The organism is Pseudoalteromonas sp. C12FD-1, from assembly GCF_037414265.1.
GTDB lineage: Bacteria > Pseudomonadota > Gammaproteobacteria > Enterobacterales > Alteromonadaceae > Pseudoalteromonas.
On record NZ_JBBEVD010000069.1, the window covers coordinates 237368 to 256454 of the forward strand.

The 19087-nt window shown below is 39.7% G+C and carries 18 protein-coding genes and 1 pseudogene; 12 read left to right on the forward strand and 7 right to left on the reverse strand.

Translation table 11 applies throughout. The features are described from left to right. Window positions 1-65 precede the first annotated feature (65 nt). Window positions 66-518, reverse strand: coding sequence for a DUF302 domain-containing protein (locus WDB87_RS11110; RefSeq protein WP_337849896.1), 453 nt, complete (start codon window positions 516-518; stop codon window positions 66-68). Between the two features lie 244 nt (window positions 519-762). Here WDB87_RS11110 and WDB87_RS11115 point away from each other — a divergent pair, with 244 nt between their 5' ends. Continuing rightward, the gene (locus WDB87_RS11115) at window positions 763-2898 is read left to right on the forward strand and encodes a TonB-dependent siderophore receptor (protein ID WP_337849897.1); all 2136 of its coding nucleotides are present in this window, start codon (window positions 763-765) and stop codon (window positions 2896-2898) included. Between the two features lie 29 nt (window positions 2899-2927). Here WDB87_RS11115 and WDB87_RS11120 read toward each other — a convergent pair whose 3' ends face one another. After that, the gene (locus WDB87_RS11120; RefSeq protein WP_337849898.1) at window positions 2928-3050 is read right to left on the reverse strand and encodes a hypothetical protein; all 123 of its coding nucleotides are present in this window, start codon (window positions 3048-3050) and stop codon (window positions 2928-2930) included. A 100-nt stretch (window positions 3051-3150) separates the two neighbouring features. After that, window positions 3151-4575, reverse strand: a complete 1425-nt coding sequence (locus WDB87_RS11125; protein ID WP_337849899.1) for a sugar porter family MFS transporter — start codon at window positions 4573-4575, stop codon at window positions 3151-3153. A 391-nt stretch (window positions 4576-4966) separates the two neighbouring features. Here WDB87_RS11125 and WDB87_RS11130 point away from each other — a divergent pair, with 391 nt between their 5' ends. Beyond that, entirely contained in the window at window positions 4967-5494 is a 528-nt protein-coding gene (locus WDB87_RS11130; protein ID WP_337849900.1) for a hypothetical protein, read from the forward strand. A 114-nt stretch (window positions 5495-5608) separates the two neighbouring features. Then, complete coding sequence (locus tag WDB87_RS11135) at window positions 5609-6433, forward strand: hypothetical protein (protein ID WP_337849901.1); 825 nt, start codon at window positions 5609-5611, stop codon at window positions 6431-6433. A 120-nt stretch (window positions 6434-6553) separates the two neighbouring features. On the opposite strand, the pseudogene WDB87_RS11140 reads toward WDB87_RS11135, so the two are convergent. Then, window positions 6554-6667: pseudogene (locus tag WDB87_RS11140) on the reverse strand (protein phosphatase); the annotation flags it as partial. A gap of 169 nt (window positions 6668-6836) precedes the next feature. Between WDB87_RS11140 and WDB87_RS11145 the strand changes: the two are divergent. Next, window positions 6837-7256 carry a GNAT family N-acetyltransferase gene (locus WDB87_RS11145; protein ID WP_337849902.1) on the forward strand — a complete coding sequence of 140 codons (420 nt, stop codon included), beginning with the start codon at window positions 6837-6839 and terminating at the stop codon, window positions 7254-7256. A 243-nt stretch (window positions 7257-7499) separates the two neighbouring features. Next, window positions 7500-7787, forward strand: coding sequence for a hypothetical protein (locus tag WDB87_RS11150; RefSeq protein ID WP_337849903.1), 288 nt, complete (start codon window positions 7500-7502; stop codon window positions 7785-7787). Window positions 7788-7807: 20 nt separating this feature from the next. Here the strand turns inward: WDB87_RS11150 and WDB87_RS11155 are convergent, their stop codons facing one another. Continuing rightward, complete coding sequence (locus tag WDB87_RS11155; protein WP_337849904.1) at window positions 7808-8302, reverse strand: phosphatase domain-containing putative toxin; 495 nt, start codon at window positions 8300-8302, stop codon at window positions 7808-7810. Window positions 8303-8391: 89 nt separating this feature from the next. Between WDB87_RS11155 and WDB87_RS11160 the strand changes: the two genes are divergently transcribed. From WDB87_RS11160 to WDB87_RS11170, 3 genes are all read left to right on the forward strand, one after another. Beyond that, complete coding sequence (locus WDB87_RS11160; protein ID WP_337849905.1) at window positions 8392-10629, forward strand: exonuclease domain-containing protein; 2238 nt, start codon at window positions 8392-8394, stop codon at window positions 10627-10629. A 135-nt stretch (window positions 10630-10764) separates the two neighbouring features. Then, entirely contained in the window at window positions 10765-11646 is an 882-nt protein-coding gene (locus tag WDB87_RS11165) for a hypothetical protein (RefSeq protein ID WP_337849906.1), read from the forward strand. Between the two features lie 62 nt (window positions 11647-11708). Further along, the gene (locus WDB87_RS11170) at window positions 11709-12662 is read left to right on the forward strand and encodes a hypothetical protein (protein WP_337849907.1); all 954 of its coding nucleotides are present in this window, start codon (window positions 11709-11711) and stop codon (window positions 12660-12662) included. On the opposite strand, the gene WDB87_RS11175 is transcribed toward WDB87_RS11170, so the two are convergent. After that, window positions 12646-13992, reverse strand: a complete 1347-nt coding sequence (locus WDB87_RS11175; protein WP_337849908.1) for a S8 family serine peptidase — start codon at window positions 13990-13992, stop codon at window positions 12646-12648. The two genes, WDB87_RS11170 and WDB87_RS11175, sit on opposite strands and share 17 nt — an antisense overlap. Before the next feature lie 135 nt (window positions 13993-14127). Here WDB87_RS11175 and WDB87_RS11180 point away from each other — a divergent pair, with 135 nt between their 5' ends. The 3 genes from WDB87_RS11180 to WDB87_RS11190 are packed head-to-tail and all read left to right on the forward strand — an operon-like array spanning window position 14128 to window position 15894. Then, window positions 14128-14619, forward strand: a complete 492-nt coding sequence (locus WDB87_RS11180; RefSeq protein WP_337849909.1) for an RNA polymerase sigma factor — start codon at window positions 14128-14130, stop codon at window positions 14617-14619. Next, window positions 14616-15356, forward strand: a complete 741-nt coding sequence (locus WDB87_RS11185) for an anti-sigma factor family protein (protein WP_337849910.1) — start codon at window positions 14616-14618, stop codon at window positions 15354-15356. The genes WDB87_RS11180 and WDB87_RS11185 overlap by 4 nt, the downstream gene beginning before the upstream one ends. A 25-nt stretch (window positions 15357-15381) precedes the next feature. Further along, complete coding sequence (locus tag WDB87_RS11190; protein ID WP_337849911.1) at window positions 15382-15894, forward strand: CC0125/CC1285 family lipoprotein; 513 nt, start codon at window positions 15382-15384, stop codon at window positions 15892-15894. A gap of 63 nt (window positions 15895-15957) precedes the next feature. Here WDB87_RS11190 and WDB87_RS11195 read toward each other — a convergent pair whose 3' ends face one another. After that, window positions 15958-16437: a MarR family winged helix-turn-helix transcriptional regulator gene (locus WDB87_RS11195; RefSeq protein ID WP_337849912.1), complete on the reverse strand. Its 480-nt coding sequence runs from the start codon at window positions 16435-16437 to the stop codon at window positions 15958-15960. 166 nt (window positions 16438-16603) lie between these two features. On the opposite strand from WDB87_RS11195, the gene WDB87_RS11200 reads away from it, so the two are divergent. Next, window positions 16604-19039, forward strand: a complete 2436-nt coding sequence (locus WDB87_RS11200; RefSeq protein WP_337849913.1) for a TonB-dependent receptor — start codon at window positions 16604-16606, stop codon at window positions 19037-19039. Window positions 19040-19087: the final 48 nt, after the last annotated feature.

Sequence of the window (19087 nt, forward strand, 5' to 3'; positions counted from 1 at the left end):
CTCAGAGTTATTAACTTTATAAAACCCGCAAGCGTATCAGCGGGTTTTTTATTCTTAAATTTTGGTTATTTGCCCACCGTTGCTATAGAAAGCTTATTAAGCACCATAGATATTTTGTTAAGTACTTCTTCGCAGCCTTTTATATTATGGCGCTCTTGCAAATAAGTTGGGTTGTTATAGGCAAGCCATACTTGGCCGTTGTTGTCTTGAGATATATGTACTTTTTGCGGTAAATCTATCGCCACACTTTGCTGGCATTGCATTAATGGTGTGCCTACCTTTGGGTTACCAAAAATAATCACTTCACTTGGCGCTAATTTCATATCCACATTTTGAGCGTTTTTTTGATGGTCTACCCGTGCAAATATGGTTATCCCTTTGTTACTGGCTATTTTTTCAAAACGGTTTGCCGTTTCCTTTACAGAATAATTACTTTGAAAATGCACTAAGCTGTCATTGGCACTCACCACGCATGTGGCTAATAGTAAAATAACACCTAAAAATAGTCGGTTTAACATGGTTTGCTCCTCATGAAAACGGCTTACTAAAAGTATGAAAAATACACACTATCTGAGTTCTTTATTTGGTTCAACACTGCGTAAAGGGAATATGTATAAAACGTGAGCGAAAAAGTCTTTAAGTACCTATTTTAGTTGCGATTAGTTCTAAAAATAAGGATGAATATGAAATTATCTGCATTGCATACAGTAATGATAGTCGTTATCATTCGTGGCGATTTATACACCTCTTTTCAGGATCAACATGTTTAACCAAAAATATTTGGCGCTCAGTATTGCTGCGTCTTTTTCTGCTTTTTCTAATGTGGCATTTGCCGAGCAAAATAACGAAATTGAAACAATAGAAGTAACAGGCCGCGCTCAGCAGTTTTACCTCGAAACCGAAAGCAAAATTGGGACTAAAACAGATTTAGATCTTATTAAATTACCGCAATCTGCGCAGGTATTAACCGAGCAACTTATTATTGACCAAGCCGCGCGCGACATTACCGATTTATACCGCTCAATAGCAGGGGTAAGTGAGTACAGTTATTCGGGTGTTACTTTTCGTGGTTTTAGAGATGACGCTAACGTATTTTACGATGGCGTACGCGGCGACCCGTACTCGGGCTTTGGTGTGCCACAATTATTTAATGTAGCGCGTGTAGAAGTATTAAAAGGCCCAGCCTCTGCGTTATATGGTGGCGGTGAGCCGGGCGGTATGATCAACTACGTAACTAAAAAGCCAAGTTATACGCAAAGTAAAGAGCTAAAACTAACGCTTGGCAATTACAACACACGTGGTGCATCACTCGATATGACCGGCGGTTTAACCGACACAATGGCATACAGAGTAGGTGGTTATTACGAAGAGAAAGACAGTTTTCGTAATAATGCAGATTCAAAAAATACTGAGTTTACCGGTGGTTTATTATTTGATTTAACCGATTCAACGACACTAACCACAAGTGTTGACTACATCAAGCAAGACTTAGGCGGTAATCGTTTACGTGGTGTACCGGTCGATGACAACGGCAACTTTTTAGTTGACCCAAGTTATAACGCGAATGAAGCATTTGACTACCAAGACATGGAAGCGTTAGTACTGCAAGCCGAGTTAAAACATTACTTTAGTGATGATTTTTCTGTAAGTAGCACACTGCGTTACATGGATAACGAACGAGACCAAGCTTACCATGAGTCGCAAAGCTGGGTAGATGTAAACGGCGATGGTGAAGCAAATATTGACGATGAAACAATTGGGCGAGAGTACCGTAAGCAATACCGCGCCAACGAGGAAATTAGCTTAACGACTGACTTTGTTTACAGCTTTGAACAAGGCCAATTAACACACCAAGTACTATTTGGTGGCGACTATCATACAGTTGATACCGAGTATGATTATTTTCGTGCCCGCTTTGAGGCCGATGGCGTTGCTAATTTAAACATATTTAATTTAAATTACGGCGAAACCGATCCAAGCACTTACAACCTAACTGATTTGAACCGTGATGGCGTTGATACAGACCGATTTGGGCTCTATGTACAGGACGTAATAAGTATAAGCGAGCAATGGACAGTTATTGCTGGTTTGCGTTACGACCACTTTAAAGAATTTAACCAAGAAACGGGCTTTAGTTACTCAGATAGCGATGTAACACCGCGCGTGGCTCTAACATACCAACCTGTTGAAAACACATCGGTATACATAAATTACTCAGAAAGCTTTAACCCAGCATCATCGGATGATCAAGAAGACGTAGAAGGTGAGGGTAGTTTAACCCCAGAAACCGGTAAACAAACCGAAATTGGCATGAAAAACCAATGGCTTAATGGCAAAATTATGAGCACCTTTGCTATTTACCAAATTAATAAAGAAAACGTAGTAATGAGTAACCCAGACGACACTGGCGCGGGTGATGGCATTGCAGCGCTTTTAAATATTGGTGAGGTAGAAAGCCGCGGCTTTGAAACAACCTTAGTTGGTGATTTATCAGCGCATTGGACGATAACTGCAAACTACGCTTACAACGATACAGAAGTTATTAAAGGAGTCACGGGCGATACAGTTTCGAATACATTTGGCGACGGCTCGCGTTTTTCTAATGCACCACGCCATCAGGCTGGCTTATGGACGCGTTACGCTATTGACTCTATAGACTCTTCAATCGCATTTGGTGCTAATTACGTAAGCGAGCAGTTGAGCAGAGTAGGGCAAAAAGTTAAACCCTTTACTGTGTTTGACATGAGCTGGACTACGCACTTTGACGATGTGTTATTAAGTGTAAATATTAATAATATATTTGATAAAGAATATGCAGTAAGTGGCTTTACTGAGCGTAATGGCCACTTCCCGGGCAGCCCACGTGAAATAGTAGGCCAAGTAACCTATAAATTTTAAAGTAATTTAAGCGCGAGCTTATCTCGCGCTTATTTTTTATCGCTATTAAAATTAGCCACTTCTTGCACTGTGTTAATGGCTGTAATAAGAAAGGGGGTCACAATACCTTCTTGGTCGAAAGATCTGATCACCGCAAGGGCATTTAGTTCCATTTCTTATGTGCAGCTCAGGTTAATTAAATTTTGAATGATACCTATTGTGTTAAGTTATTAGACTATTTAGCACGCCAGAATGATTAAATATTTAAGTCGACTACATAGACTCAAGAGTTTTACCACGGGTTTCTGTAATGTATTTAGCCACAAAAAATATGCTAATAAGTGCCGATAAAGCATAAAAGCCGTATGCACCTGCAAGGCCAATATTAGCCAGCATAATAGGGAAGGTCATGGTAATGGCAAAGTTAGCAATCCACTGTGCGCTTGCAGCAACAGCAAGCGCTGCGCCGCGAATTCGGTTATTAAACATTTCGCCTAATAACACCCACACAACCGGGCCCCAACTTAAACCAAAAAATACCACAAATAAGTTAGCCATTATAAGCGCAAACGTACCCATGTTATCGCTAAGTGCAAGCTTGCCTGCTTCATCAAGGCCTGCGCTGCCAAATATATAAGTAAGCGCGCTTAAGCTGATAAACATACCAATACTGCCTACTAAGAGCAGTGGTTTACGGCCAATTTTGTCAACTAGGGCAATGGCAATAAAGGTCGATACAATATTAGTAGTACCTGCTAGTACATTTATAAATAACGATTGCGACTCATCAAACCCAGCGGCTTGCCACAGCTCAGAGCCGTAATAAAACACCACGTTAATACCTACAAATTGCTGAAATACGCTCAGCGCAACACCCACCCAAACAATTGGGTGTACTTTTTTACTGTTATCAATAAATAAATCACGAATACTTGGCTTTGTGTCGCTACGCAAAGAGCGTTTAACATCGCTTATTTGCGCATCAAGGTTGTCGTTCGAAATTTTACTAAATACCGATTTTGCATCGTCTACTTTACCTTGCGCCACTAAATAACGAGGCGACTCAGGAATAAACAACACACCCACTAAAAACAGTATTGCAGGCACAAGCTCTGCCCAAAACATCCAGCGCCAAGCGGCTATATCAAGCATTAAAATATTTTGCGCGCTGCCAGCTGCATCAGCAATTAAATAGTTACTTAAAAACGCAGCAAATAAACCTAATACAATAGCGAGTTGCTGTAGTGTAGCTAAACGGCCACGAAGGGCAGGTGGCGCAACCTCTGCAATATAAGCTGGCGCCAATACCGATGCAGCACCTATACCTAACCCACCGAATAAGCGGTAAAAAATAAACTCAGCCGAGCTTTCGCTAATGCCCGACCCAAACGCGCTAATAGCAAAAATAATCGCGGTGATGATCATAATTGCACGGCGACCAAATTTATCAGCCAGCGGCCCTGCTGCAAGTGCCCCCACGGCGCAACCTAATAATACCGACGCTACATTAAAGCCCGTAGCTACACTGCTTGAATTAAAAGCATTACCAAGTGCCGACACCGTGCCGTTAATAACGCCCGAGTCAAAACCAAATAAAAAGCCACCAATAGCAGCCACGGCCGATATAAATATTACGTAAAAAAGAGAAGTGTTTTCAGCTGTGTTGGCTGAGTGGGAAGGCGGTGTGTGCGTTGTCATTATGTGCCCTGAAATATAAATTGAATATAAAGGAGCATAATATCGTAAAGCGCTATGGCTGAATACATTTGTGCAGGTATAAAGGGGTTGGCGAGTATAAATTAAGTTGTTTTTAAAGGCTTTAATTTAAAGGTATTAGCTTAAAGGCGTTAGATTGGATACCTTTAACTTAAGTACTGCCTTTTTTGAATAGCGCAGGCTGAATTTTAATAAATAATATGCTTTGTATGGGAAGTGTTTGTTTTGACCAATATTGCTGATCTCACCCATTTCGATGTGTTTCTGCAATTACTAATCTGTTCGAAATTAAGTAATTGTTTACAGTTGGCTATTTGGTGGATAAGGTAAATGCATTGAATATAGGGACATATGTTATTTTTACGGAGGTGTCATGCACAACATTCCTGATATACGGGTTCTGAGAGCTGCAAATGAATACCAAGAAGTTTCTGAGTTATGTAGTCAGCATGGAAAAGTTTGGGGAGGGGCTATAAATGCAGCATTGGCAATTGAAATTTATTTAAAAGCATTTCTTTCGGAAGAAGAGAAAATTTCAATTGGTAATGGTCTTTCCCAAAGCTTTAAAAAAACACAGCGCGGTCACGATTTATTTTCACTCTATGAGAAGATTCCTGAAGATTTACAAGTTTTACTATGTGAGCAATATAAATTAATACGCAAAAATTCGAATCTACCTGACTTATTGATAAAAAATAAAGATGTATTTTTTCAGGCTAGGTATATGTATGAGCAAAACTCTTTGGTGAGTGTTGGGAATGATATTATATCTTTGGCAAAAGAATTTAGGGATACTGTATTTAAGGTTGCTGAATTAGTTCATCCTCCTATTACTAAGCCTCCTCACCTAGAAGAGGTTATAGCAAAACGCAAAGCAAGTTTAATTAACAAAACAAGCTAATCAACTTTATGTATTACGGTTGTTTTCATTTTTGTAAAAAGAAAAAGCAACAAAATAACATCAATCTACGCGCTATTTATTGAGGCATATATTTTTAATGAAAGGAATTCATTTTTGTCACCGTCAAATGTAATATCAATATCATGTTTTTTTCTAGTATCAGTTTCACTAGTAGCAAGCTTCATTGGAATAAAAACGCCTTTATTGATTTTGAATGAGAACCAAGTTCTCTATCTTTACTCAACTTCTGCTCAAGTTTTAGCTGGTGTTTATGGTTTAACTCTTACAGGTTTCATATTTTTTCGAAATGAATTGAGTAGAGAAGAGTTCGAAGATGATACTCTAACAGAAGCTGTTGAAAGCTTAAAAAGCAGATATTTCAAAATCCTGACTTTTATAACTATTCTTTCATTAATTACCTTATTACTATCCAATGCGGTTATTGCTTCTGAAAGCGGTTCAAATTCAATTTTAATAACTATAATAATGAATGTTGGACAATCATTTTTTGTCCTCAACTTATGTGTTATCGCATATTTTATTTTTGATGTTATTTCTCCAAAAAGAATAGAGAAAGAAAGTAAGGCTATTCAACACTTAGTTGACCCAGTAGCTAGCAAGGAGGATCAAGGAAGTTTAGAAATCTTCCTAACTAATTACAATAAACTTGAGTATATAATCCAGAAGTATGGGCAAGCTTACCAATCTCAATTGGAAGGTAATCCTGCTAGATCCAGAAGGATATCAAATGTACGACTTGCTGAGTTTATTCTACGAGCTGAAAGAATAGATTATGTTTTGTTTGAGGAAATAAAAAACCTCATTACATTACGAAATACAATTATTCATGGCGCGGAGCCGATAGTAAGTGAAACAATGGTTAAAGCTTCAGAAAATATACTTAAAGAGCTTGCAGAGGCTTTGAGTGTGGGAATATAACAAGTAGTTAAGCGTTACAAACGGCAATTCATTACTAGCATTAAAGTATTTTTAGCACTATTCATAGTGCTAAATTTCCTCAGTCTGTTCTTACACCTCAAAGTTCTCAAAGGACTCTTTTTACAGCTCTATAGTCAGTGCTTTAGGGTGAATACCTTGTACTAAGCTGTACACTTCTTCTTTTGTGTAACCTGCCGAAATTAAAATAAGCGCAGCGACTAACCCTGTGTTGCCATATAGATATTGCCCATTTTCTTATACATTAAAGGTTGAATATATCTTCTGAAAGCTGGCTAAAACTAAACAACCAATTAACACGCGTAATTTATAGCGCAGTTTAGCTTATTCAATTAAAGTGGCTACTTAGTTTTTTGAGTGTGAATTCTTTTTGGGGGCTAGATGGATGTTAGAGATTGTTGCTACTGAAGACTTAAAGGCTGCTGCACACTTTACGTTTAACAATATGAAACCCTATTACGAAATGTATGCGGTAGATTGGGATGTAGAAGGCGTGTATCAAGCTACCAAAAACCTCAAAAATTTTGATATTTTGTGTAAGGGTGAACACATAGGTGTTGTGCGTTTATCGTATGAAGAAGGGCGTTGCCAACTTCGCGATATTCAGATTGCAACTGCTAATCAAAACAAAGGTTATGGTGCTCATGTTATTGCTAAAGTAGTTGATATGGCTCGTCAACAAAGTGTCAAGTTCATAGACCTCAAAGTATTTCAGCGTAGCCCTGCATTTAAGTTATATAGCCGCATCGGATTTGCAGTCGATGAAGAAGATGATCGTTTTTACTACATGAGCTTGCAAGTCTAATAGCAACAGTATTATACCAATCCTCAAAATAGATCACTTAATTAAGCGGATTGGTATCAAAGAGACGCAAAGCACTTGGCTTTTGCGATTCTTTAGCTAACTTTAGTCAGTGCGACTGTATTGAATTATGCAGACATTAGTTTTTAGGAGAGTTAGGTGTACTTAATTGCCGTGTTTGGATTACTGATGATGTGTCTAAGCATTGTCATGATAGTTAACCCTAATTATTGGTCAAATGGGATCGTGACTTTCAGTAAAAAAACCTATTTTCATTGGTTTGAAATTATTAGTCGGTTAGTAACAGGGTGTGTATTTGTATTTTATAGCCAGGTTACTGTGTACCCTCAATTAATAGTAAGTATTGGGTACTTACTGATTGCGGTGGGTTTAGGGCTTGCAATAATAGGTTCAGTAAAACATCGACAATTTGCTGTGTGGTCTGCCCAAAAATTTAAAAGCACATTTAGGCCTGCAGGTTTTGGCTCTTTTCTATTTGGTGGCTTTTTGATTTACATAATTACGGTTAGTTAACATATTCCCCAGTTCCTGCTTCACACTTCAAAGTTCTCAAAGTACTCTTTTTGCAGATCTATAGTAAGCGCTTTAGGGCGAATGCCTTGTACTAAGTTATATGCCTCTTCTTTTGTATAACCTGCCGAATTTAAAATAAGTGCAGCGACCAACCCTGTGCGGCCAGTGCCACCTTTGCAATGTATGGCAATGGTTTGTTTTTGCTGTATGGCTTGTAGTATATCTGTTTTGTGGGTGTTCCAGCTTGATGTAAAAGGCTGTTTGGGTGCTTCGTCGTCATTTATAGGTAAATGAAACCAGGTTATATCGTGCTTGTTGCACTCACTATTAATTGTTTCTACGTTGTTTTTTTCAAGCTCCTTTTGCGGCATAAGCGATAGTAACATGTGAGTGCCAGCGACTTTTAATGTAGCGATTGAATCCGCTAGGTTTTGTGTTTTTGTACCAGGGCAAGGCGTAAAAATAATATTTGCGCCGTTATTAAGTGATAAAACATCGTATGGGTGCGCGCTCATGGTAAGTCCTTTATTTTTAATAAATTTACTTTTATACGCTCACTATAGCGTGTTTTAGGTACAAGTTTAAGATTGAATAATAAGCACAAATGCTAGATACTGTTTTTATATACAGTTGTGGCGATGTTATGAAAAAAGAATTACCAGCAAAATACTATTTAGCACATTTTAGAGAGCTTATTGAGTTTGTAACAAGTAAATGTATGCATTTACTTGAGCCCAAGCACAGCCAATTTATTAGTAAAATTAACCAGCTAGATGAGCAAAGCCAATGCATGTTGGCACGTGTTTATTCGCGCAAGCCTTATTTAGTACAGGCGCAATCGCTTAATTATGAAGAAATAACCTCGCCGTATCAGGCTATTTATACGCTAAAAACAGCGGGTATTTTATATGAGCCAAACGCGCAGCATTACAAGCTTCTTATAGCGCATTTAACTAAGCCCATGCTGGTGGAGTTACTCAGTAATTACAGTGAGCAAGTAAGCTTTAAAAAAAGCGCAGCCAAAGGAGAGTTGGTCACTATTGCGTGCCAATTTTTTAGTGAGCGCGCAGATGATCTCGCCCCTTTATATAGCCAGTATGTCATTAATAATCGTGAAGATTATTACGAGTATTTTGAGTTTTTATTTGCAGGGCGCTTAAGTAGTGGCGATGTAAACCATCAAAACCGCTTTGTTATGCGAGATTTAGGATTAACCGCTACCCGCGAAGGGCACAGCGAGAGCTTGTCGCGCTTTAATACATTAGCTGAGGCGCAATCTAATTATGTTTTAAATCGTTACCGTTTAGCGTTTAAAAACATTGGCAAAACGGGCGGTAATGCAAAAGCTGAAACCTTGGATGACAAAACACCTTACATCGAGCTTGCGCATTTAGTTTTAGCGCAACCGGCGCACGGTGCACAAGCGCACGATATTAAAAACAAACTGCTGGTTAGGCTGTATAAACAACTTAAAAATACCGATAGCAAACTTGCCTTTAGCTTACTTGAAGGCTGCACCGATTACGCCGAAGCCCAAGAAATTCAAATAAGAGAGCAATACCGCTTAGGTAATAAAGAGTGGGTAAAAGCGCAGCTAGAACAAATAATAGAAAACCCGCTCACCGACGACCTACTGTACTTTGCTGACGACTTTTTAATGCGTAGGTTTAATAAACAAACGCGTTCGCGCTTAAGCACTATGCTGGCCGATACCCAATGTGTGCTTGAAATTGACGAAATTTACCGAGGCGATGTAGAGCAAGGCGTAAATGAGCATTACACCGCAAAAGGGTTAACGGTTTTTAATACGGAAAACACCTTATGGCAAAGCTTATTTGGTTTAGTATTTTGGCACGAGTTGTTTATAGAGTCGCCGTACCCGCCGTGTAATGAATTTGATATTTACCCGCAAATTTTACAGCTTGGTAATTTTTATGAAGCACAAAGCACGCAAATTGACGCACGTTTAAAAAGCTGTAGTACTAATCAGGCGCTGCTTAATTTGGTATGTAAACATGCCGCGCAGTATTTTGAGCAGCCTAATGGGTTATTTAGATGGCGCAGCAATTTATTAGAGCCACTAGAGGCGCTTATTTTAAACAGCCCGCTTGAAGCGTTAATTGCGCATTTAACGGCCATGAGCAAACACTATTTACAGCTAAAAGACGGCTACCCCGATTTAATGGTTATTAATAATGGCCAAGTACATTTTGAAGAGGTAAAAGCCCCAGGCGATAAGCTTAGGCGCAACCAACTTACCACTATTGATAATTTAAAAAATGTAGGCTTTACGGTACATATTGCCGCAGTTAAATGGTTTGTAGACCCTAACCGTGTTTACAGCATCGTTGATATAGAAACCACGGGCGGCTTAAAGGGTGGTAACCGCATTACCGAAATTGGCATAGTTAAACTGCAGCACGGTAAAGTAATAGATACTTGGACGACTCTTATTAATCCGCAGCGCCATATACCCGGCTTTATTACTAAGCTAACCGGCATAAGCGATAGCATGGTTTACAACGCGCCTGTATTTGCCGAAATAGCAAAGCCACTACTAGATAAACTCGCAGGCAGTATTTTTGTAGCCCATAACGTAAACTTTGATTACGGATTTATTAAAAAAGAGTGCGAGGTTGCAGGGCACTTTTTTAAAATGCCAAAAATGTGCACCGTGGTTGAATCGCGCAGAGCGTTTAAAGGCTTAAAGTCGTATTCGCTTGGTAACCTTAGTGCGCATTTTAATTTAAATTTAACCAGCCATCACCGCGCATTGGCCGATGCAACTGCCACTGCTGAGCTATTATTGCTGATACAAAATAGTGAAACGCTCACGCAGTAGCGTATCATCTTGTTTGTAAGTGATTGAAATTTAAATAATAAATGGCTTTATTGTAAATTTTTAATTTATTTTGGAATAAAGTGTTTTTGTAAATCGTCTTCTTTATGTCAATCCGACAAACTAGAGGACAAAACAATGACTAAATTAAATAAAATTGTAAGCGTAATGATGTTAAGCGGTGTGTGTACTTTTACAGGTGCAGTGCACGCCGCTGATATTGAACTATCTCAGTCAACGTCGGCGCAACAACAAACATCTACATCTATTACGCTTTCACAAAACGGTTTAACAGCCAGTGGTAGTAATGACACAGACGTATCTAACGATACACAAGTAACGGCTGATGACTCACAAAATACAGATTCAACGGCTAATAATACACAAACTCCAGCGCAAGAAAGCAGCGAGACCGCAGAGCCTGCAAGTTCATTAGTTGCATCTGCCGACTCATCTTTAAATAATGCATTAAACACATCGGCTTCGTCTTTAAATGCCACAGGCAATACCGCAGTCGATACAGCGCTTGATACAACAGCGCAGTTAACCTCATCGGCGGGTAACTTAACAACCGCTGTGAGCCAGTCGTCATTACTTTCTGTTAGCTCTGAGCAAGCCGCTCAGCCTGATACTACCGATACACCAACCGATGCCTCGTTACTTTCAAATATAAGTAGCGCTACCGATTTAGTTACACAAGCTGATGCAACAAATGCGCTTAATGCGGGTGAGCTTACAAACCAACTAGCAATGACTAATACGGCTGCAAACTCAGTGAGTTCTGCACTGCAAGTAGGTGATGTAATTAATACCAGTAATGAAGTAGTAAGCAGTGTTCAGCAATCTTTAATTGCCAGTGTGCAAGATAGTACGGTTAGCAGTTTACAAAGCACGGTACAGCAAAGTGTTAGCGGGCAGGTGAGTGCGGCGGTCACTGATCAAATTAGTAACGATGTAGCACTTAGCACCGCAAGTGAAGTAGTAACCAACATTACTAACGATTTAGACCTAGGCCTTTAATACGCCACGTGTTTGCAAAAATGCCGAATAGGGAAACCTATTCGGCCTGTTGGAGAATAAATATGAAAGCAGTTATTACCGCCACATTGTGTGTTTTTAGTGCCCAAGCGGTGCTTGCACAAACCAACCACGTTAAAACACCTGAGCAAACTAAACCCTTTAAAAGTAGCTTTGAGCTAAACGCAGATGCTGAAGTTGGGGTATTAAGTAACTCGGCGCTCTCTGTTCAGGAGCTTGACGATATTTCGTCGCAAAGTGACAGCGGCATAAAAACCGCAGCCGGTGTTAATGCAAAATGGCAATTAACCAAAGGCGCTAAATTAACTTCAAGCTATAAGTTTGAACAACAAGACTACGATGAGTTTGATCAATACGATTTAGGCCTGCATCAATATGGTTTAGATGGCAGCTATAGCTTTAATAGCCATGAGGTAGGAGTTCGTTACGATGGCGCAAAAGCAAATGTAGATGGCGAACCATTTTTACACTTCAACCAAGCCAGTGCTTATTATGGTCATTTTTTAAACCCGCATACGTATTTGCGTATGAGTATAAAAACCAAAGCTAAACGTTTTACTACTGCAAAAGCACGTAATGCCGACGGTGTAGGCGGCGATGTAGCGCTTTATCATTTTATAAATAATGGGCAAACCATGCTAATGGCAGCGCTAAGTGCCGATAAAGAAAACGCCGACGACAACCAATACGACTTTAACGGCTACGGTTTTACTACTAAAGTTACGCACAAATTTACGGCCTTTAATGTGGCTAACAAAGTGGGGGCTGGCTGGCGTTATCAAAATAAAGATTACGATGAACAAACAACGGATGACTTTTTTGAGCAAATACCGTCGCGAGATGAGCACCGAAATGTAGTTAATGCGTTTTATAATTTAGCTGTATTTGAGCACGTAACACTCATAGCCGAGGCTGAATATGGCGATTATCAATCAAAGCTTAGTAGCAATACCTATACGCAATCGGTTTTATCGGCGTCAGTTAAAGTGCACTTTTAGGTGGGTAAATGGCGCCATAACCAAAGGTGGTGTCTTTGCCTTGCTCGCCTAAATCTTTGGCAAGCGATGTAAGTTCTTTAAGTGCTTTGGTTTTATTATTACCATGCTTTAACAATAAACAACTCAATGCCGCGCTTACATGCGGCGCCGCCATTGACGTACCCGACTCCCTCCCAAATTTTCCATTGCCTTGGCTTGTAACAACATTTACACCAAGGGCTGTAAAGTCTATGTAATCGCCTTTATTTGACCATCTATAAATGTGGTTATTTGCATCAATAGCACTTACCGCTATCACGCTTTTATATGCACCTGGGTATAACGGCTGCGACGCCGGCCCTTGGTTACCTGCAGCAGCTACAATTAACACATTTTGTTTTATTGCAGCAGTAATACTTGCTTCTAAAACTGCGTTATTTGGCCCTGTTAGGCTCATATTTATAACGGGTATTTTTTTACTAACTAACCAGTTAAGTGCCTCTACTATGGCAAATAATGTAGCCCCTTGTGCATATTCAGATTGCCTATAAAACACCTCGGCACTGTAAAGCTTGGCACTGCCTAAAAGCGGGCTAAGTTTTTCGCCTTTACCCGTAATTAACCCCGCTATGGCGGTGCCGTGTAAATTTGGCGAGCTTAACCCTTGTGGTAAAAAGCTTTGTGTGATGATATTTGCGCCTTTAAATGCACCGTGTTTGGTATTAATGGCGCTGTCGATCATGCCAATTTTTACACTTTGTGTGCAGTAAGGCGCAACAGGCTTATTTTGCGTTACTTTTAAGGTAGGCTCGCCTGTTTGCGCTTGGTAAATGTGGTTTCGGTCAAGTATTGCAGACTCATCTAAGTTAAGCGCTTTTAATAACTCATTTTTAGAATTAACACCTTGGGGCACGTTAAAGCGCACTAAGCTCATGTTAAGTGCGTTGTAATTTTTTACCGACACAATAGTTACATTTTGCTGCTTTAGGGTATTAAGCTGTTGGCTATTTGCCATTAATAACCATTGGCGCTCTATTGCTCTAAAGCCGTTTTCTAGCTCTACTTCAACAAATGCGGTGTTTTGGCTATTTATATTAATGTTAAGCACATTGGGTAAGCTGCTAATTGGCTCACTAATTTGCGCTTTTAGTTCATCAATCGATATTTGTGGAACAGGCACCGGAAGCGGCAGGCGTTGTGCCCGCTCTATAGTTTGCTCAATACGCTGCTCTATTGGGTTTAGCTGCCCAAGTACCTGATCGACTCTCACTATATTGGCTGAGCTCGTTGCGCTAAATATGCAAAGCGAGGCGGCTATTATGTGTTTAACGCGGACTTTTTTCATGTTCATAGTGGGTTACTTATTTTTTATTACACTGTTAGTTAACGTTTAACACATAGAAATATTTCATTATTCAAATTATTTTGATTATTTGGGAATAAATGTTTTTTTGAATCGTCTTCTTTATAAAAGGGGTAAAAATCAATGAACGAAACATTAAAAACCTTATTGCCCATGCTTAGGCGTTTTGCCTATTCGCTAACGGGTAGTAAAGCAGATGCAGACGATGTAGTGCAAATAACAATTGAAAAACTATTAGTAAAAGGCATTCCGGATGACGTTGAGCCTGCTAAATGGGCGTTTAAAATTTGCCGAAATGTGTGGATAGACGAATACCGCTCACGCAAAGTAAGGCAAAATACGGCTCAGGCCGATGTTTTACCAGAGCCAATTTCAAGTAATGAGCACCAAACACTCGAAAACAAACAAATGCTTAAAAATGTAAATACAGCACTTGGGCAATTACCCGAAGAGCAACGCGCCATTGTATCGCTTGTGGCAGTGCAGGGCATGGCCTATAAAGAAGTCGCACAAACGCTCGATATACCTATAGGTAGTGTAATGAGTAAATTATCACGCGCACGCAGTACACTTTATAATTTAATAAAACCCGACTTTAAAAAGGAGCAAGTATGAACATTAACGACGAAACACTTAGCGCCTTTTTAGACTCAGAACTCAGCGAGCACGAAATGGAGCAAGTGCGTAAAGCCCTCGAAACCAATGATGAACTAGTAATGCGACTTGCAGAGCTAAGCGAAGTAGACATGCTAGTGAAAGAGCACGCTTCAAGTATTGATGACGCCCCCCTTAGTGACTCATTAGCTAAAACGGTTGCCAAATTTGATACAGCAACGATTAAAAACACGTCAAATAGCAATGTAGTTACGTTAACCCCTTGGCAAAGGGTTAAGCAGTCGGCTAATAAAAGCTTAGCAATAGCTGCAAGCGTTGCCGTGGTATTTGGTATTGCAATGACGAGCTATTTACAACCCAATGAGTCGCAAAATTTAGTAGCCAGTAACATAGCCTCAGCGCTTAACACACAGCTAAGTAGTGGTGTGTTTGAGCAAAGTGATGGCTCACTATTTAGCGCGCAGCTTAGCTTTAAAAATCAGCAAGGTGAGCTTTGTAGGCAGTATGCACTAAGCTCAAACAATACCACGCAAACAAGCATTGCTTGTAAAACGCAAAACGGTTGGCAAATTAAAGCGCAAACAGCCGCGCAGCAAAGTAATAACGGCGCGCAATATCAAACGGCGTCTAATAACAGTGAGTTAGATGCTGTTATAGATAGCATGATCAGCGGCGTACCACTAGATAGAGCGCAAGAGCAGCAAGCAATTAGCGCAAAGTGGCAGTTAAACAAATAATAATGTGTATAAAACGAGGTGAATTATGAAAACATCTATCTTAATTATCAGTATTTTACTTATGGCGGGCTGCGCTTCTAAACCTGATTACCGCGCCGCGAATAATGGCTCACAAGGTTACAGCGAGCAAAAAATTAGCGACGACCAATACCGAGTAGAGTTTAAAAGTGTGTCAAATAATGTAGCCGATGCCGGTGATTATGCATTATTACGCGCAGCTGAGCTTACCCAAGCGCAAGGCTACGACTGGTTTGTTGTAACAAATAAAGAAACCTTTGTTGAGTCTAAATCGCAAGCCCCAGCATCATCTATTAGTGCATCACACAGCCCGCAATATGAGCGAAGCTGTGGTTTATTAACCTGCGAAACACGCGCACGCCCAACAAGCAGCGTAGGCGTACAGGTAAGCAACAATGATAAACGCAAAGAAGTGCACACCTTAATTGATATTAAAATGGGCAAAGGTATAAAACCCAGCGACAACAGCTTTAGCGCCCAAGATTTAATTGAAAACTTAAGCAAAAAAGCACAAAAGTAATTTAATAAATACAAAGTGTTAGTTGAATATATGTAATGTTTAGCTAACGCTTTTTGTAGTACTTTAGTTATCTAACAACTGAACATGTTTTTCTAACTTGGCGGTAAGCGCTAAGTAGGTTTGTTTTTCTTCTGCGGTTAGGCCTTCATCAATAGCTGCGTTTATTTTTACACGCTGCGGCACAATATTATCGTGCAACGTTAAACCGCTTTCGGTTAACTGGATTTGCGTACTGCGTTTATCAAAATCTGATTGTTGTGTTTCTATTATATCTTTCGTTTTTAGGCTTTTAATTGCTCGTGAAACTGCAACATGGTCGAGTCTTACAAAGGTGTTTATTTCTTTGTTTGTCATTTTTCCAAATGCGCCTAAAGTCGCAATTACTTGCCATTCTCTTACTGTTAAATTATTTGGTAGGCCTTTCATTTGATTGTCGGGCGAAAAAATCAAACCTGCTAAACGGTTTATTTGCACAGATATAAATGAATCAAATGGCATGGGGTTACGCGACCTTCGACCTTTAGATTTAATGTGTTTTTTCATCACCACCTCTGCTTTTAAAATCCATGTTTACATTAATATTTAATTATGTTCATATGAACTTAACATATGTTCATGTGAACATAAATTTATATTCACTATAAATTACTTCATGGGCGATATGTTTTGAAGAAAAGTATAAGAAATCAACGTTAAGGCAAGTAACATTATGATTAAAATAAAAAAGCTTTCTTCCTGCATTGCGGTTTTAACAGCGCTTGGAAGCATATCGTCGGCTGCGGCCCAAAGTAATGATGAACAAAAACCTAAAAAGTCTTCACTTCAACAAAGCATGGAAGTTATTTCGGTAACAGCCCGCAGAAAAGAAGAAAACCTGCAGACAACCCCCATTGCAATATCGGCATTTAGTGGCGATGGCCTTGAGGCTCGAGGGTTTCAAGATGTAAGTGATGTTGCACGTGTAGCACCCAATGTTGTGTTCGATGGAGCATCTCCGGTCTCGGGTAATTCGTCGGCACCCAGTATTTTTATACGCGGCATTGGCCAACTCGATTTTACAATAAATGCCGACCCAGGAGTCGGCATTTATGTAGATGGAGTTTATGTTGCGCGCTCTGTGGGTGGCATTATAGATTTACTCGATTTAGAGCGAGTAGAAGTATTGCGAGGTCCACAAGGTACTTTATTTGGTCGAAATACAATTGGTGGGGCAATTCAGTTAATTTCTAAAAAGCCTGAACTAGATGAAATGAGTGGGTTTGTAAAAGCCACTTATGGCAGCGATAACCGCCAAGAGCTACAAGGCTCTATCAACTTACCCGTTGGAGATACGTCAGCGGCCAAATTTACAGCAATTGGTAAAAAAAGAGATGGCTATGTTACTAATGGCTTAGGGCAAGATTTAGGGGATGACAATACCTACTCTTTACGTGGGCAGTATTTATGGCTTCCAACCGATAATCTAGAAGTTAATTTAAACGTTGATTACACCAAAGATGATGAAAATGGTGCACCTAATGTGGCGGTAACTGGCTACCCAGATGGCGCAATGCCTTATAGATATAATACGGGTGCAAATTTTGGTTGTAATGCGCCTGATGCAGGGCTCACATTTTTACCAAATGGCGACCTAGATACTACAACCAGCGGTTATTCGAGCTATCTAACACACATAGAAGCTAACCCAAATAGTTGTTTTAGCGTTAATTCGCTTAGTGGTAGTAAAACACATACTAACTCTACAACACCGGCTATTTCTAAAAATGACATTTTTGGTACTTCACTGACTCTTGAGTACACACACAATAACCTAAATTTTAAGTCGATCACTGCTTATCGTAAGCTTGAATCAGAATTTCAACGTGACTCAGATCAGAGTCAATTTCATGTGTTTGATACATCAAACCGACAGGAGCAAGATCAGTTTAGCCAAGAGTTTAATATTTCAGGCGATCACGAAAAATTTAGGTGGTTAACAGGCTTTTATTACTTTGATGAAGATGCTCAAGAGGACACAAATGTAGTATTACCTGCTGCGAGCCGTACTATTTTGATCCGTGGTTTATTTGGCAACGAACTCACAAACAAAAACTGGGCGTTATTTGGCGAAGGGACTTACGATATTACAGAACGTTTTCATTTAACTGCTGGCATACGTTATACCGAAGAAGAAAAAACTTATAACACACTGCAAATTTTTGGCTTTAATGGTACCGCACCATCGCCACTTTACGCACCTACAGGATTTGATAACACTAACGTAAACGACTATTTAGATACAGGGCTACCTGCGTTAGTTACTTTAGTTGATGATAAAACCGAAACTGACATTTCGGACTCAACAGTGCGCCTAACCGCTTCGTATGACGTAAGTGATAGCTTTTTTACCTATGCCACGTTTTCGCAGGGGTTTAAATCAGGCGGGTTTAATCCGCGTTATTTAGCTCCAACAGGGCTTGGAAATGCCGATACAAGTGACGACTTAAAGGCAATTAGTTACGATCCAGAATATGTAGATATGTATGAACTTGGTGCAAAAATAAGTTTTGATAGCGGAATATCGCTCAAGGTTGCTGCATTTACAATGGCTTATGACGATATGCAAGTAAGTGCAAGTACAGCAAGTAGCTCGGGGGCACGTGTTACTTCAAACGCAGCTAAAGCGAGCATTGACGGTATAGAAGCCGACTTTAATTGGTTTGTTACCGACAATTTAGTGGTAGAGGGCAGTATTGGTTTACTCGACGCTAAATACGATAACTTAGATGATTCAGTTAATTTTGCTTGTTTACCCGACTGTGACCTTGCAAGGATCCCTGAAACAACATCGAGCTTAAATTTAGTACATCATCTTGACTTTGAAAGTGGTTGGTCACTTATGTCGCGTATTGATATGTCGTACAAATCAAGCGTAGAAGGTGATGCTAATAACGCTGAACAAATTAAACACCCAAGCCAAACCTTGGTAAATACAAGTTTTACCTTAAACAATGCAGACGAAAGCTGGCAGGTAACTGGTGGTATAACCAATTTATTTGATGAAGAGTATATTTCATCTTCAAATAATAACCCTAGATTGTCGTACGCAGAAGTTATTTATGGGCGCGGAGCCGAAGCTTATTTAAGTGTTAAGCGTCGTTTTTAAATTAAAGTGGGGCATTTATTGCCCCTTTTAAAGCTCATAAAAGGTAAC

What these genes read in the sequence shown, in the direction of transcription:
- WDB87_RS11120 (WP_337849898.1), bottom strand. Translation starts at nt 3,050, where the DNA reads ATGGAACTAAATGCCCTTGCGGTGATCAGATCTTTCGACCAAGAAGGT.
- WDB87_RS11130 (WP_337849900.1), top strand. Translation starts at nt 4,967, where the DNA reads ATGCACAACATTCCTGATATACGGGTTCTGAGAGCTGCAAATGAATAC.
- WDB87_RS11185 (WP_337849910.1), top strand. Translation starts at nt 14,616, where the DNA reads ATGAACATTAACGACGAAACACTTAGCGCCTTTTTAGACTCAGAACTC.
- WDB87_RS11195 (WP_337849912.1), bottom strand. Translation starts at nt 16,437, where the DNA reads ATGAAAAAACACATTAAATCTAAAGGTCGAAGGTCGCGTAACCCCATG.
- WDB87_RS11190 (WP_337849911.1), top strand. Translation starts at nt 15,382, where the DNA reads ATGAAAACATCTATCTTAATTATCAGTATTTTACTTATGGCGGGCTGC.
- WDB87_RS11170 (WP_337849907.1), top strand. Translation starts at nt 11,709, where the DNA reads ATGAAAGCAGTTATTACCGCCACATTGTGTGTTTTTAGTGCCCAAGCG.
- WDB87_RS11160 (WP_337849905.1), top strand. Translation starts at nt 8,392, where the DNA reads ATGCTAGATACTGTTTTTATATACAGTTGTGGCGATGTTATGAAAAAA.
- WDB87_RS11110 (WP_337849896.1), bottom strand. Translation starts at nt 518, where the DNA reads ATGTTAAACCGACTATTTTTAGGTGTTATTTTACTATTAGCCACATGC.
- WDB87_RS11145 (WP_337849902.1), top strand. Translation starts at nt 6,837, where the DNA reads ATGTTAGAGATTGTTGCTACTGAAGACTTAAAGGCTGCTGCACACTTT.
- WDB87_RS11165 (WP_337849906.1), top strand. Translation starts at nt 10,765, where the DNA reads ATGACTAAATTAAATAAAATTGTAAGCGTAATGATGTTAAGCGGTGTG.
- WDB87_RS11155 (WP_337849904.1), bottom strand. Translation starts at nt 8,302, where the DNA reads ATGAGCGCGCACCCATACGATGTTTTATCACTTAATAACGGCGCAAAT.
- WDB87_RS11115 (WP_337849897.1), top strand. Translation starts at nt 763, where the DNA reads ATGTTTAACCAAAAATATTTGGCGCTCAGTATTGCTGCGTCTTTTTCT.
- WDB87_RS11180 (WP_337849909.1), top strand. Translation starts at nt 14,128, where the DNA reads ATGAACGAAACATTAAAAACCTTATTGCCCATGCTTAGGCGTTTTGCC.
- WDB87_RS11175 (WP_337849908.1), bottom strand. Translation starts at nt 13,992, where the DNA reads ATGAACATGAAAAAAGTCCGCGTTAAACACATAATAGCCGCCTCGCTT.
- WDB87_RS11125 (WP_337849899.1), bottom strand. Translation starts at nt 4,575, where the DNA reads ATGACAACGCACACACCGCCTTCCCACTCAGCCAACACAGCTGAAAAC.
- WDB87_RS11200 (WP_337849913.1), top strand. Translation starts at nt 16,604, where the DNA reads ATGATTAAAATAAAAAAGCTTTCTTCCTGCATTGCGGTTTTAACAGCG.